Origin of the sequence: Arthrobacter sp. 92 (assembly GCF_050260325.1) — a bacterium.
Classification (GTDB): domain Bacteria; phylum Actinomycetota; class Actinomycetes; order Actinomycetales; family Micrococcaceae; genus Arthrobacter.
Genome location: NZ_CP189863.1, coordinates 3,603,761 through 3,618,311, shown reverse-complemented (window position 1 = coordinate 3,618,311; position 14,551 = coordinate 3,603,761). Strand labels below are relative to the sequence as shown.

The 14,551-nt window shown below is 66.3% G+C and carries 13 protein-coding genes; 7 read left to right on the top strand and 6 right to left on the bottom strand.

Annotated features, from left to right (window positions below; translation table 11 throughout):
• Nucleotides 1-74 precede the first annotated feature (74 nt).
• Together ACP4XC_RS16780 and ACP4XC_RS16775 are read left to right on the top strand one after the other, a co-directional pair.
• Nucleotides 75-506 carry a chorismate mutase gene (locus ACP4XC_RS16780; protein WP_427171624.1) on the top strand — a complete coding sequence of 144 codons (432 nt, stop codon included), beginning with the start codon at nt 75-77 and terminating at the stop codon, nt 504-506.
• A gap of 3 nt (nt 507-509) precedes the next feature.
• Nucleotides 510-1,553 (top strand): hypothetical protein, encoded by a 1,044-nt coding sequence (locus ACP4XC_RS16775; RefSeq protein ID WP_427171622.1) that lies wholly within the window; start codon nt 510-512, stop codon nt 1,551-1,553.
• On the opposite strand, the gene ACP4XC_RS16770 is transcribed toward ACP4XC_RS16775, so the two are convergent.
• From ACP4XC_RS16770 to ACP4XC_RS16745, 6 genes are all read right to left on the bottom strand, one after another.
• Nucleotides 1,550-2,263: a DUF4166 domain-containing protein gene (locus ACP4XC_RS16770; protein ID WP_427171620.1), complete on the bottom strand. Its 714-nt coding sequence runs from the start codon at nt 2,261-2,263 to the stop codon at nt 1,550-1,552. The genes ACP4XC_RS16775 and ACP4XC_RS16770 overlap by 4 nt on opposite strands.
• Before the next feature lie 73 nt (nt 2,264-2,336).
• On the bottom strand, nt 2,337-3,629 hold the full coding sequence (locus ACP4XC_RS16765) for a DUF58 domain-containing protein (protein WP_427171618.1): 1,293 nt from the start codon (nt 3,627-3,629) through the stop codon (nt 2,337-2,339).
• Nucleotides 3,630-3,634: 5 nt separating this feature from the next.
• Nucleotides 3,635-4,717 carry an AAA family ATPase gene (locus ACP4XC_RS16760; RefSeq protein WP_427171616.1) on the bottom strand — a complete coding sequence of 361 codons (1,083 nt, stop codon included), beginning with the start codon at nt 4,715-4,717 and terminating at the stop codon, nt 3,635-3,637.
• Entirely contained in the window at nt 4,714-5,940 is a 1,227-nt protein-coding gene (locus tag ACP4XC_RS16755) for a DUF4350 domain-containing protein (protein ID WP_427171614.1), read from the bottom strand. The genes ACP4XC_RS16760 and ACP4XC_RS16755 overlap by 4 nt, the downstream gene beginning before the upstream one ends.
• The gene (locus ACP4XC_RS16750; protein ID WP_427171612.1) at nt 5,937-6,644 is read right to left on the bottom strand and encodes a DUF4129 domain-containing protein; all 708 of its coding nucleotides are present in this window, start codon (nt 6,642-6,644) and stop codon (nt 5,937-5,939) included. The genes ACP4XC_RS16755 and ACP4XC_RS16750 overlap by 4 nt, the downstream gene beginning before the upstream one ends.
• Nucleotides 6,641-7,936, bottom strand: coding sequence for a glycerophosphoryl diester phosphodiesterase membrane domain-containing protein (locus ACP4XC_RS16745; protein ID WP_427171610.1), 1,296 nt, complete (start codon nt 7,934-7,936; stop codon nt 6,641-6,643). The genes ACP4XC_RS16750 and ACP4XC_RS16745 overlap by 4 nt, the downstream gene beginning before the upstream one ends.
• Nucleotides 7,937-8,204: 268 nt before the next feature.
• Between ACP4XC_RS16745 and mtrA the strand changes: the two genes are divergently transcribed.
• From mtrA to hpf, 5 genes are all read left to right on the top strand, one after another.
• Nucleotides 8,205-8,879 carry an MtrAB system response regulator MtrA gene (gene mtrA / locus ACP4XC_RS16740; RefSeq protein ID WP_427171608.1) on the top strand — a complete coding sequence of 225 codons (675 nt, stop codon included), beginning with the start codon at nt 8,205-8,207 and terminating at the stop codon, nt 8,877-8,879.
• On the top strand, nt 8,851-10,791 hold the full coding sequence (mtrB, locus tag ACP4XC_RS16735) for an MtrAB system histidine kinase MtrB (protein ID WP_427171606.1): 1,941 nt from the start codon (nt 8,851-8,853) through the stop codon (nt 10,789-10,791). Before mtrA ends, mtrB begins: the two co-directional genes overlap by 29 nt.
• Nucleotides 10,788-12,506, top strand: a complete 1,719-nt coding sequence (locus tag ACP4XC_RS16730; protein WP_427171604.1) for an LpqB family beta-propeller domain-containing protein — start codon at nt 10,788-10,790, stop codon at nt 12,504-12,506. Before mtrB ends, ACP4XC_RS16730 begins: the two co-directional genes overlap by 4 nt.
• Nucleotides 12,507-12,618: 112 nt before the next feature.
• On the top strand, nt 12,619-13,623 hold the full coding sequence (locus tag ACP4XC_RS16725) for a ComF family protein (RefSeq protein WP_427171602.1): 1,005 nt from the start codon (nt 12,619-12,621) through the stop codon (nt 13,621-13,623).
• Nucleotides 13,624-13,799: 176 nt separating this feature from the next.
• A complete protein-coding gene (gene hpf, locus ACP4XC_RS16720) occupies nt 13,800-14,525 on the top strand; it encodes a ribosome hibernation-promoting factor, HPF/YfiA family (RefSeq protein WP_427171600.1) in 726 nt (241 codons plus the stop codon).
• The last annotated feature ends 26 nt before the right edge of the window (nt 14,526-14,551 follow it).

Genomic DNA, 14,551 nt, shown 5'->3' with positions numbered 1-14,551 from the left:
TTCGTGCCATCCTGGACGTTTCGTGGCCGCTTAACAGCCGCGGACTTTTAATGCTGTACCCATAGACTGGCAATATGACCGAGCAGAACCACGATCTTCCAGATGCCGCATCCTACGACCCCTCCGCGAGTTCCTTGGCCGGACAAGTGGACGCATCGGTGATGGCGGAGCTGTTGTCGATCCGGTCCAGCATCGACAACATTGACGCCACCCTGGTGTACCTGCTCGCCGAACGCTTCAAGGCGACGCAGAAGGTTGGGTTCCTCAAAGCCGCGCACAAGCTTCCAGCCGGGGACCCTGGACGGGAAACGGCGCAGATCGCACGGCTGCGCCGCCTGGCTGAAGAGGCGCACCTGGATCCTGCCTTCGCGGAAAAATTCCTGAACTTCATCATCGGCGAGGTCATCCGCCACCACGAGGCCATCGCCGAGGATCATGAGGCCGCGAACAACGCCACCGCCGTCCGCGGTGCGACCTCCGAACCCTCGACCGCGGTGGATGCCTGACCCATGCCTCTGACACCACAGCCCGAACCCCAACAGGTCACAGCCACAGCTTTGGGCCCCTGGCCCGGCGAGGATCCCGTGGAGGCCACCAAGACCGTCCGTGGTGAGCTGGGCAGTCCGCACCTTCCTTTTCTGGTGGAGCTCCCGGACCGGGGCGTCGGCTCGGACGCCCTTGGCCGGACGGCTTCGCTGCTGGTGGACATGGCCGTGGATGTACAACCCTACGGGTGGCGAATCGTGGACCGGCCGGGGCGGGATCTCCTGCGGGCCAAGTCGGCGCTGTCTACGGACATCAACGTTCTCGCTGACGTGGCCGGTGGCGAGGAGCAGCCGGCCGCCGACATCAAGGTTCAGCTGAGGGGACCCCTTAGCCTCGCGGCCGGCCTGCATCTGCATAACGGCGAACGGGCGCTGATCGACTACGGTGCGCGCCGCGACATCGCGGCGTCCCTGGCTGCCGGCGTGGGCGATTACCTGGCCCGGGTGGCCACCGCCGTTCCCGGCGCCCGGCTGCTCGTTCAGATCGACGAACCTGATATTGGGGCTGTGCTTGGAGGAACCATCCCCACCTCCAGCGGCTACCGGACCCTGAGATCGGTGCCCGGTCAGGAAGTAACGGAATCGTGGCGACTTGTCATTGATGCCGTCCGGGCAGCCGGCGCCGCTGAGACCGTGGTGGCGGTGGCGGAGGTGGAGGCGCCGTTCGAACGTATTCTTGCCGCTGGCGCTGACGGCATCGCCGTTCCTCTGAAGGCACTGACCTCCCGTCAATGGGAGCAACTGGCCGGCGCAATCGAAGATGGCAAGAGATTATGGGCAGGCGTCCTGCCAAGCGATGACGCCACCGCGCGCCTGCCGCGCGTGCAGGACGTGGTGGAGAACCTGTGGAGACCGTGGCGTCAGCTGGGGCTCCCCGCGTCCACGCTCGGTTCGGTCCGCGTGACTCCCTCGGAAGGTCTGGCCGGATACACGCCGTCCTCCGCCACGGCGGTCCTGACGCGGCTGACACAGGTGGCCGACGGACTCAACCAGCTGGCGCTCGGCTAGATCCGGCTCTCCCACCGCTCCGGACGGGCATAGGCCGGCAAGTGGCCGGGCGCCGTGAGGCCGCCCGGGTACTCCTGCAGCCGGTAGTTGAAGTGCCCGGCATAAACGAGCACGAGACCCACCTGCGGCTGGATCACCTTGACTTGGATCCGGTGCCTGCCGTGCTCTCCGTCCGTGGATTCCCACCATTGCTCGGCATAGGCTTTCGCGTCGAGGGCGCCGGGAAGCGCAATTCGCAGCCGGCCAAGGAACAGCCGCGAGGCCTCGGACACGCCCCGCAGCCTGCCGTCGGCCGTGACGCTCAGGTTCAGGTCGGTGACCAGGCGCCGGTAGCGCCCCACGTAGTCGAGCAGCCCCGGGCTGCTCCTGGATTCATCGAAGCTTGTGGTGTCATGGAACAGCCGGGTCCCGCCCGGAAAGAAGATCTCGCGCCGAGTTGTCAGGCTGGAACGTCCAAACGGGTCCAAGTGGGCGTGGTTTTCGATCCGGAATGGCACCTGCTCGCCATACTCCGGGAAAAAGGCCTCCTCCCCGGTGGTCAACCGCAGCAGGGGCCTGAGCCACCGCTGCCGGCATCCGACCACGTCGAACACACCCTCACCCACGCCGAAGTGGCCCGACCCGGGGGCCAGGGAGAAATATTCCTGCAGTTCAGGTTGCAGCCGGGCGAAATCACTGCCCAGGGCACGTTCGTAGATGGGTCTGCTCACGGTAGCCTCCTGATGGTTTTCGGGGATTGGTTGATGTCTGTGGCTGCGGGGTCGGAGTGCGGACTATGCCCGGTCACAGCCGTCCGGCCGCCTTCAGCCGGATGTAGGCGTCGGCCAGCGCGGGCGGGAGCTGATGCGGTTCGGCGTCCACCACCTCGGCGCCCAGTTGCCGCAACTGAAGGCTGACTGCCTCGCGTTCGAGCAGCGCCCGCTCGGCGGCTGCAGCGCGGAAGACCTGCGCCGCCGTCGTCCGCTCCGCCTTCATGGCGCGAAGCATGGGGTCCCGGACGGAGGCCACAACAACCACGTGCTGCTGGGCGAGCCGCGCCGCCACGGGGAGGAGGCCTTCCTCGGGTGCGCCGCCGTCGAGTGATGTCAGCAGCACCACCAGCGAACGGTGCGCCGAAATTTGCCGCACCTGGCCGGGAATCTGGCTCCAATCCAGCTCGATGAGTTCAGGTTCAAGCGGAGCGATGGCCTGAACGAGTTGTCCGAGCAGGTTTCCCTTTGCGGATGAACCCGCCCTCCCCCGGGTCCGGCGGTCGAAAGCAAAGAAATCAACCCGGTCGCCGCCTCGTTCGGCGAGGACGGCCAGTAAAAGGGCGGCCTCGATCCCCGTATCGAGGCGTGCCTCGTCATCGATCCTGGCCGCCGCCGTCCGCGAAGTATCCAGCATGATCACCACCCGGCGGTCACGTTCGGGGCGCCAGGTCCGGACAACGACGGCGGAACGCCGGGCGGTTGCCCGCCAGTCGATGGAACGCACGTCATCACCGCGGACGTAGTCGCGGAGGGAATCGAACTCCGTGCCCGCGCCACGGATCTGGACCGCGGCCTTTCCATCGAGTTCCCGGAGTTTTCGAAGCTTGGAGGGCAGATGACGCCGGGAGCGGAATGGCGGGAGGACGCGCACCGAGCCGGGGCAACCGAACGTCCGTTGGCGGCCGGCCATCCCCAGTGGGCCGAAGGAACGCACAGTGACATGTGGGGCGGCAAGATCGCCGCGCCTCACAGGTGTCAGCACCACCGTCATCCGCCGCCGTTCCCCGGGAGGAACATCAACGCGCTGCAGCGGGTTCCGGGCCCCGGCCGACGGCTGCCAGGCGTCGCGGACCACGGCATGGAGCAGCCGGTTACCCGGGTTCGTGATGCTCAGCACGGCAGTTGTGCTGGCACCCAGGGTGACGTTGGTGGTGGTAGCGCGCTCCAGGCCGATCCTCCGCAATGGGGCCGCGAGCGCCAGGTCAATCGTTGACGCGGCACACAAGATGCAACCCACCAACAGCACAGTCCACCAGCCCGGAGAGAGCAACACCGGCACCAGCCCCAGCAGTGCCAGGAGAACCAACCGCCCTGAAATCGCCACGGGCGTCAGCGGGGGACAGGCACTGATGCCAGGATGCTGCCCAGGACACCGTCCACATGCACCCCGTCCATCAGCGCTTCCGGCTGCAGGGCAACGCGGTGCCGCAAACAGGGGAGGGCCAGTGTCTTGACGTCGTCGGGAGTGACGAAGTGCCGCCCGGATAACCAAGCCCATGCGCGGGAGGCGCTGAGCAGCGCTGTGGCACCGCGCGGAGACACTCCCAGCTGGAACGAGGGCGCCGAACGGGTGGCACGCACCACATCCACTATGTAGGCAAGCACTTCCGGGGCCACCTCCACCGCGGCAACGGCAGCCCGCGCTTGCTCCAACTCCTGAACGCCGGCCACCGCGCGCACACCGGCCGCAGCGAGGTTCCTGGAATCAAAGCCTGCCGCGTGGCGTCTCATCACCTCGATCTCCTCCGCGCGTCCAGGCAGGGGCATGGCCAGTTTCAGCAGGAAGCGGTCCAGTTGCGCTTCGGGCAGGGGATAGGTGCCCTCATACTCCACGGGGTTCTGGGTGGCGGCCACGATAAACGGCGAAGGGAGCAGCCTGGACTCCCCGTCAGCGGACACCTGGCGTTCCTCCATGGCCTCAAGCAGGGAGGCCTGCGTCTTGGGCGGCGTCCTGTTGATCTCATCCGCGAGCAGGATATTGGTGAAGACCGGCCCTTCCCGGAAACTGAATTCCGAGGTCCGGGAGTCGAACACCAGCGAGCCGGTGATGTCACCAGGCATGAGGTCGGGAGTGAACTGGACCCGCTTTGTGTCCAGGCTCAGCGCGGCCGACAAGGTGCGAACCAGGAGGGTCTTGGCCACGCCGGGCACACCTTCAAGCAGCACATGGCCACCGCAGAGCAGCGCGATGAGCAGCCCGGTCACGGTGGCATCCTGGCCGACTACAGCCTTGGCCACCTCGTTCCGCACATCCAGGAACGCCTGGCGAACCGGGTCCGGAGGTATCCGTTCCCCGGCAGCGGTCGCCGGGGCAGTTGGCGCCGCCGGCGCGGTGGCGGTCATGCCGGCGGGGGCGCCGGCATGCTGACCGCCATAGCCGCCATGCGTGAATCGGTCGGGCTGCTCGCTCATGGGGCAGTTACCTCTTTCTCTAGTCGGTCCAGACGCTGAGCCCACTGGACCAGCTCGCTTTCTGTGCGCGGCCGCGCGTCAAGCACTTCGGTCATGTCCTCGGTTGACCGGCCCAAGTGTCTGGCGGCGGAGGCCGCTATGTCGACGGCCTCCGCCCCCGGACCCAACCGCAGGATCCGGGCGAGCCGGACCAGGGTTCCAGACCGTAGATTGTCCGCCGCCCGGTCCACCGCATGGGAATCGTGGTAGAGGCGTGCCCGCCCTTCCACCGTTTCGACGGCCTTTACCACCACCGGCAACGGTTCGAAGACGAGGGGCCCCAGCCGCCGGCCCTGCCAGAACATCGCCAGTGCGACCACCAGGGCGAGCCAGGGGCCCAGGAATGCCACCCAGGGGGGCGCCAGTTCATCCAGGGTCTTCGGTGAGCTGGAAACGGGGACGTCGGCGATGCCGGGAAGGTACCAGACAAGTCTCTTGGACGAGCCCAGTGTCCTCAGTGCCAGGGCCGCGTTTCCCTTTTCGTCCAGACCTTCGTTGCTGAGGATGCGGCTGCTCCCCAGGACAACCAGGCCGCCGTTGTCAGCGGAGGCATAGAGCCCGCCAAACCCGGCCGACGGGCGGTAGCACAGGACCGCGGACTGATAGAGGTATCCGGCGCCAGCCGTCACCGGGCCTGCGGCCACGGGATCCTGCAGGCCGCACCCCGGATTGAGGGTGGAGACTGAATCAGGCACTACGCCCGCCGGGCGGATCTCGTTGCCCAGGGCAGTGAGGGTAGTCAGCCGGGGTGTCACCACCACCACCCGCCCCGCCGCCCCAGCCAGCCGCTGTAACTGGTTCCGGTCGAGATAGCCATTGCGGTCGTAGAGCAGCACCGTGACTTCGCCGTCCGCGCGGCCGGAGTCGCGGCCAGCGCCCAGTGCGGACATGGTGGCGCCGTAGGAGTCGGTCTGGCTGACGTCCACGCCCCTGGTCTTCAGGATTTCTGCGGCTGCCCGCGCACCGTCCGGAGCAGGGTTGTGGATTGACAGCGCAGTGCTGTCATCCCGGGGCGTGAGTTGCCCAATGACCGTCAGGACGACGCCCACCGTGAATACCAGAAGCAGCTGAGTCCACGTCCGGTGCCGACGGACCCAGCCGAGCACCGCCATGTGGCTGCCGGGAGCTTCCCGCGGCGTGATCGCGGCGGATGCAGTCCCCGCGGCGGGAGCTTCCTTGATCATAGGGGCAATGCCAAGTGGTCCGCCGAACTCCCGTTGTGGTCCGGCCGCGCAGACCGCAAAGCCTGGTCCAGGCTGACCAGGGCAGCATGGTCCGATTCGGTGGCGCCGGCCTTGCCGTAGCGGATGGCGTCGAAGCCGGCCGCGGCTTGGCGTAGTTCACTGGCGTACTGCCCGAAGGAGCCGGCGAGCCGGGCCGCTACTTCGTCCGCAGTTCGTCCCGGGTGCGGATCCACAATGCCGCGGTCCTCGGCGGAGCGGACCATGGCGCGGAATTGCTCCACGACGGCGGTGGGCCAGTCCGACCGGGCGGCGGCGGCCGCCGCGCTGCGGCGGTATGCGTCCGCGCTGATGGCGGGATCGACGTCGACCACCCCTTTGGGCGGCCGGCGTCGCGCATTGAGGCGGGGCCGCGCCAGCACAACGGCCATGACGATGAGCAGGACCGCCGCGGCGCCGATGATCGGCAGCGCAAGCCCGCCGTCGACTCCGGGGTCCCCGCCGTTCAGGGAGCGCAGCCAGTCCAGGAACTGGCGCCACAGACTATCCAGCCAGCTGGGTTCGGCAGCACGGTAGACCGGTTTGGACAGCTCCTCGACGGCCCAGCGGCGGGCCTCGTCCCCGTCGGGGGTCACAGGCGGCTCGGCCTGCGTCAAGGCGTGGGGAAGGCACCAGATGGCCGGGGCCGGGTAGTCCGCGGCCCTCATCGGCCGACCGGCGGCGGGCCGTAAGGTGGCTGCCCATAGGGAGGCTGGGGCCATGGGGCGGGAGTTCCCACTCCGGTGGGGAGCCCCTGCACCGCGCCGCGTCCGGGCACGCCGTCCGGGTCGGAGCCTGATTCAAGCAGCTGCAACAAGGAAAGATCCAGGCCCTCTTTCCGCATCCGAAGATCCACGTACAGCAGTGCCAGCACCGACGTCTGGAACGCGTATCCCGCTGCCGCAACCATGGCGGAAACCAAGGTCGACGCGATCCCCGTGGCGATGCTCAGTGCGCGGCCCTCGGCGTGCCCTGAGTGCGGTGACAGCACGCTGGTGAGACCGCCGGAGACCAAGCTGACGGGGATCAGGACGATCTGGCTGATGATGCCGATAAGAAGCGCCACCACCAGGGTGATCCCGAAAATACGCCACCAGTTGTGGCGCGTGAGCTGCCATGACCTGCGCAGGCCGTCCATCACCCCAAGCTCCTCCACCACCACCGCGGAGGGGGTCAATAGCAGCCTGATGTAGATCCACATCATGGCGGCCACCAGACCAAGCGCCAGCGGAACAATGACCAGGGCGGACCTGCCGCCCATGGAGTTGGCAAGAAGCACCACTCCTCCCACAAAAACGGCCGTTACAGCCACGCTCGCCAGCAGCATCAGGCCCCCGAGCCCCAGCAGCGCCCCGACCCGGGACCGCGAAAGGCTCCACATCTGCCGGAACCCGGTGCGACGGTTGAGGGCAGCGCGGGCCACGGGGACCGACATTGCGCCCTGGAGGACTATGGAGATAAGGACGGTGGCAATGGCGAAAGCCAGCGCCCCGACCACCACGCCGAAGCCCAAAGCAGCCAGCTCCGCAGGGGAGAGTCCCCGGAGCCAGAGGACGAACGACTCGCCCTGTGATCCGGCGCGGGCGGCGAGTACAGCGGAAATGATGGCTCCCAGGGTCTGGGCGAGCAGCGCCGCCCCCAGCATGGCCTTCGCGTTTCTCCTGATGGCCTGAAAGGATCCGTCCAGGATCTCGCCGAGCATAAGCGGCCGGAGGGGCACGATCCCCGGTTTCGGCGGCGCGACGTACATCTGCTGGCCGGAAGGGGGCAGGTTCGGCGCATAGGGGTTGGCCGGGTAGGGGCCGGGTTGCCCGGCCCACTGCGGTTGGCCGCCCCACTGCGGTTGCCCGGCCCACTGCGGTTGGCCGCCCCACTGCGGTTGGCCGCCCCACGGGGACGACGGCGGCGTGTAAGGCGGCTGGCCGCCCGGCGGCCGCACGTCAGGATCCTGCTCCGACAACCTGTTCCTCCCCAAAAGACGCAGTCCGGGAGCCGTCCGGCCTCAGCCGCAGCCCGCACATCCGGGCCGGGAGATGCCACACTCAAGGTGACATTTCGGCCGGTCCGCTCCCAGCCTATAGTTTTGCCCGCGGAGGTCCTAGCATCCGCCGGGATTTGCCCCCTGCGGCGTGACCGTGCCCGTGTGTGCACGGCTCCGCGGGCGGGCAACGCCATGCCGGAAAGTCCGTCAATAGGACAAAGGCAATCCGATAAGGGAATATATAACTATGAAGGCACGCATTCTGGTAGTGGACGATGACGAGGCCCTGGCCGAGATGATTGGAATCGTTCTGCGCAACGACGGCTTTGAGCCTGTCTTTTGCGCGGACGGCGGACAGGCGCTGGAAGTGTTCCGTTCGTCCAAGCCGGACCTTGTGCTCCTGGACCTTATGCTTCCCGGCATGGACGGAATCGAGGTCTGCCGTCAGATCCGTGCCGAATCGGACTCTCCCATCGTTATGCTGACTGCAAAAGCCGACACTTCGGACGTGGTCCGCGGCCTCGAATCCGGTGCGGACGACTACGTCCCCAAGCCGTTCAAACCGGCCGAACTGGTGGCCCGTGTGCGCGCGAGGTTGCGCCCAGGCGACCAAAAGGCGCCTGAGACCCTGCGGATTGCCGACATCACCATCGACGTCGCCGGACACCTGGTCAGCCGGGACAGCGAACGCATCTCCCTGACGCCCCTTGAATTCGATCTGCTTGTTGCCCTGGCCCGCAAACCCTGGCAGGTTTTCACACGGGAATTGCTCCTCGAGCAGGTGTGGGGCTACCGGCACGCGGCGGACACCCGCCTGGTTAATGTCCATGTTCAGCGGCTGAGGTCAAAGATCGAGCGTGACCCGGAAGCCCCCGAAGTTGTCTTGACGGTCCGTGGTGTCGGGTACAAAGCAGGTTCCTGAACCGCCCGGCGGCAATCCCGCCGACAACACGCCGCACGCCGTCCCTCCTGGGAAGACGGAGCATGCCCGTTCCCACCGGTTCCCCGAGCACACGGATGCCCTCGCGGCCGTTTTAGCGACGTTGGCTTTCCGCGGACGGATCTGGCTTCGGCGCGGGCGGATTGTGGCCGTCAGGGTGGCCCGGCTGGTCCGCACCGGGCTGATCCGGCTGCTGCCGGGGCTCCGTTATTTGCTGCGGGCCGTGCACCGGCGCTGGCGCCGCTCCCTGCAGTTTCGGACGGTTCTGACCACCCTGATGCTTTCCATCGGCTCGTTCGCCGTGGTGGGCGCCTACCTGTCCAACCAGATAGCCAACAACCTCTTCCAGGAGCGCCTTGCCCAGGCGGAGTCGGAAACGCGCTACAACGTCAAGCAGGTTCAAGACACGTTCGACGGCGCCCAGGTCACCGACCAGTCCAGCGTTATCACGCTGGTCTACGACACTCTGAATGCCGTCGAGGGCCGCGGATCGGTGATCCAAAGGCGCTACGTGTTCGAGGCCATGCCGGAGCAGACCAAGCCGCGCAACCGCTGGGTGGAATCGAGGGCCTCGGACCAGTTGACCATCAGCGTGATTCCACCGGACCTGCGCAAAGCTGTGCAGGAATCCGGCAAGGACCAGTTCTGGGCGTCCACTGAGTTCCCGGTGGGAACCGAGGACCGGCCCGGCATCGCAGTGGGCAACAAGGTCACGTTCAACGGCACTGTTTACGAGCTGTACCTTATTTACGATCTCAACACAGCGCAGAAGACACTCAATGAGATCCAGAACGTACTGCTGGCCGGCGGCGCTGTCCTGGTGCTGATCATCGGCGCCATCGCCTGGTACGTGACACGGAACGTGGTCAGCCCCGTCAGCCATGCCGCCCTGGTGTCGGAGAAACTTGCGGCCGGACAGTTGCAGGAACGCATGGTGGTCAAGGGGGAGGACGAAGTGGCCCGACTCGGGGCATCGTTCAACCACATGGCTGCCAGCCTCCAGGAACAGATCACCCAGTTGGCCACCCTTTCCCAGATGCAGCAACGCTTCGTGTCCGACGTCTCACACGAGCTCCGCACGCCCCTGACCACGGTACGGATGGCGGCCGAGGTGCTCTACGACGCACGCGACGACTTTGACCCCATCAACAAGCGCTCGGCCGAGCTCCTATACAACCAGGTGGAACGCTTTCAATCCTTGCTGGCCGACCTGCTGGAAATCTCCCGCTTTGACGCCGGCGTTGCCATGCTGGACGCCGAGCCCACCGATATCCTCCAAGTGGTGTCCAACGTCGTCGACGACGCACTCCCGGTGGCCGTCGAGTACGGATCTGAGATCACCATCAACTGCCCGGAAAATAGCATCGTGGTGGAAATGGATGACAGGAGGATTGAACGAATTCTCCGCAACCTGGTGCTGAACGCCTTGGAACACAGCGAAGGCAAACCCGTCCACATCTCCGTGGCCGCCAACGACTCCGCGGTGGCCGTCGCGGTCCGCGACTATGGCATCGGCATGACCCCGGTGGAGGCGGCCCGTGTATTCGACCGGTTCTGGCGGGCGGACCCGGCGCGGGCCCGGACCACGGGCGGCAGCGGCCTGGGGCTCTCCATCGCGGCTGAGGACACCAAACTCCACAACGGCTGGTTGCAGGCGTGGGGGAGCAAGGGCACCGGCTCCAACTTCAGGCTGACTCTTCCCCTGAAACGGGGGGACACCATCACTAAATCCCCGCTCCAGCTTGAGCCGGCCGACGTCGGGCTGTCCGGCGCCGCGGGCCAGCGCACCATGCTGGTCCTCGATCCGGTCCCGTCCACCGGAAGTGGGGTCGCCGGTCCACCGGCCATCCTGCCGGGAAGCGGCCCCGGCAATGGCACGAAGGAGCAGCCATGACCCGCGGATCGGGAGGCCGGGGGACGGCGGCGCTGGCAGCGCTGATGATTCTTGTGGTGTTCCTGACATCATGTGCCCAGATCCCGCGCTCGGGCCCGGTTGGAAAAAGCACGGACGAAAGTGCGGGAAACCCGAACGCGCCTGTCTTCTTCCCGTCGGCGCCGCGGGCCGGCGCCAGCCCGGAATCCGTAATCGAGGACTTCTATAGCGCGGGCAGTGGTTATGAAGATGACTACGCCGTGGCCCGCCAGTACCTCACCCAGTCCGTCTCGGTCTCCTGGAAGCCTGATCAGCGTGCGCTGGTCTTCCGGTCCGCCCGGGTGGTCAAGACCGGCGTCGAGAACGTGTTCAACTACGAACTGGATCTTGCCTATTCGGTGGATGCGGACGGTGTGGCCACCCAATTGCCCGAAGGCAGCAAGGAAACCATCCCGGCCACCTTGACGAAGGTGGACGGTGAGTGGCGGATATCCGCGATTCCGGACGGGACAGCCATTCCGGAAGAGACGTTCAAAGTGATCTACGGGGCGTATCCGATCTACTTCTACGATCCCACCTTCACTTACGCCGTTCCTGACGTCCGGTGGTTCATCAAGAAGAAGACGGTCAAGGCCATGACCAGCGCGTTGCTCGGCGGCCCGGCCCCCTATCTCAAGGGCGCCGTCGTGAGTGCCTTCCCGTCCGGGATAAAACTTGCCAGGGAATCCGTCCCTGTCGTCTCGGGTGCCGCCCAGGTGGACCTGACGGCGAAGGAGCTCGTGGAGGCCTCCAGCGAGGACAGGCTGCGGATGCAGACTCAGCTGGCTCTGACCTTCCGCAGCCAGCCGGACGTGATCAACGTGGAACTCCGGGCCAACCAGGACCTGGTCCGGGTTGACGACAACGGCTCCGTCCTGCCCCCTGTGCGCGACAAGAATGTGCCCGCCCGCCAGATCGCCGTGAATAACAACGAGTTGGTCCGCTATGAGAACAACAGGATCTCGCCATTGCCGGACATCCAGTCGGTGGCAACGCTTGGTCCGGAAGCACCAGCGGAGTCGCCCGTTTCGCAATCGGCCGCATTCCTCAATGGCAGCCGGACAACCCTTTATTCGATCGTGCCGGGCCAGCCCGCCAGGGCACTCACCACCCGTGCCACGCTCACTCACCCCTCGTTCAGCCCCCAGGACTGGGTCTGGACGGCGGGACCGGGAGCCAACGGCGCCACCGAGGTGATCGCATACCATCCAACGGGCGTTGCGCAGGGTGCCGGCATTCCGACAGTAACCCTGACGCCGCCATGGCTGGCTGGCCGCAACGTCAAGGATTTTCGAATATCACGGGAGGGCACGCGGGCGCTTGTTATCTCGGAGCAGGACGGCAAGACCCGGGTTCAGGTGACCGGAGTCATTCGTAACGCCGATGGCACGCCCAAGGATCTCACCACACCAACGACGCTCCTCACTCCGCGGGATCCGGACCAAGGCGTGTGGGTCAACGACACCACAGTCGCCGTCATGAAAGCGTCGCCCAGCGACAATGTCGCCCCGGATCTGTTGTCCCTGACCGCCTCGCAGCCCCAGCAACTCGCGCCGTGGCCCGGTTTGACGGCCATCAGCGCAGGAAACGGCCCCGAAGAGATCTTCGGACAGTCGGCCCAAGGGATCTTCCAGCGGCTCGGCAACGGCTGGTCACCCCAGCTGAAGGGGCCCCTTGACCCGTCGTTTCCGGGATGATCGGGCCATACCGGGTGAGCGGCGGCCTGGGAGCCGCCGCCCGATGACCAGTTTTCCCACATAGCGGGCCCCTCGTCTTCCAACAAGGGGCTCTCTCCTGCACCCTGGAGGAATGACGGCACGCACCCATGACGACGGCGCCACCCGCCGTGGTCACCGCGGGGGACAGCCCGCAGCCGCGGGTGGTGTCTTGCGCCTCCGGGGTCCGTCGGATCCTGACCTACAGCCGCCCGCGGGCACCACCGCCAAGCACCGCAGCGATTACGCCGGGTGGTGGGCCAGGGTGGCGGACGGAACCGCCGGAGCCGTCCACGAGCTCCTGGCGCTCGTCGCTCCCGTGGACTGCGTCTGCTGCGGTGCAGAGGACAGGGCATTGTGCAATGGGTGCGAACGCCAGGTGCGACGGCTCACCCGCATCCCCTTCCGGGCCGAGGGGCCGGCGCCCGCGCTCATGGATGTCGATGGGTCTGTCATTCTTCCGGTGGTGGCCGCCGGCGTTTACCGGGAGGAACTGGCACAGGCGATGCTGGCATTCAAGAAGCATGGCCAGGGCCAGCTCGAATCGGTGCTGGCCCAGGGACTTGGACGGGCCATCCGCGCCGCAACAGGCGAAGTCGCCGGACTCTGCCTGGTCCCGGTACCCAGCAGTGGCAATGCCTTCCGCCGACGCGGGTTCAGCCCCGTGCACCTCCTGCTGAAGAATTTGCACCGCCACGGTGAACTCCGCGAGGCGGTTCTCGCCGACGCGCTGCGCAAGGTGCCGCCGCTCCTCGCCAACGGCCCGCTTCGTCGGGACCCCGCCCCAGGGCTCAGGGCCATCCTTCCTCACCTGGGACACCCGGGTGGCCAAAAGGGACTGGGCCGCGGGGAGCGGGCACAGCGCGTCAGGGGCTCCATGCGTTCCAAAGCTGGAAGTTTCAGCCCCGGAGTCCGGGGACGCCATTGCCTGATTGTGGATGATGTCCTCACCACCGGGGCCACACTCGCCGAAGCCGCCCGCGCAATCCACGCGTCGGGAGGCATTGTGAGGGGTGCCGTGGTCCTCGCTGCGACACGCCCGCCGGACGCGGGGGATATTGCCAGGCCCCGGGGCGCCAGGACGGGTAATGGTGCCTGATCCCGAAAAAATAAACGAAGAAAAGATGAATAACGGGTAGCTATGAACTAACGTCGGTTGTGGGTACCAAGAACAGATGTACCTGTCGATAGCGGCTCGGAAAGGGGCTCGACTGTCAGTCAGATCGGCCCCGGGAAGTGCCGCCGTCGTGTCACCGAAGTTATTTGGAGGGCACCATGGAGTTCATGATCAGCGGACGTAACTTGACGGTCTCGGACCGCTTCCGCGAATACGCCGACGAGAAGATCTCGAAGATTACCTCGTTGGGGGACAAGGTCCAGAGGGTGGACGCGAAGGTCTCCAAGGAGACCAAGGCCCGCCAGGCGGACGAGATGCTCACTGTGGAGCTCACGGTCCTGGGCCGCGGCCCCGTGATCCGGGCCGAAGCCAGCGCCGCAGATAAGTTCGCCGCATTCGATCTTGCCTACAACAAGCTTCTTGAGCGCCTGCGCAGGGCGAAAGACCGCCAGAAGGTTCATCACGGCAGGCACACTCCCAAGTCCGTCACCGAGGCGACGGCAACTCTTGAGCCGGCAAGTCCCAGCGAACCCCTCTACGTTGAGGCAAGCCACCATGCCGAGCCGCAGGCTCCGGCCGCCGAGAAGTCACCCTACGACGTCGAAAATGACATTCCGGCTGGCGATTCCCCTGTACTGATCCGCCGCAAGGTCTTCCCTGCGGCCTCGTTGTCCCTCGACGATGCAGTGGACAACATGGAACTCGTGGGCCACGACTTCTACCTGTTCGTGGACAAGGACACCAAGGCACCCTCCGTGGTGTACCGCCGCGAGGGCTGGACCTACGGCGTGATCTCGCTGGACCAGACCTGCGAGCCGGGCGCGGCTCCGCTTGAAGAGCAGATCCTTGCGTACCGTTCCGAGGATGCGCCCGCCAGCGCATAGGCTGGTGCCCACCATCCATCGAAAGG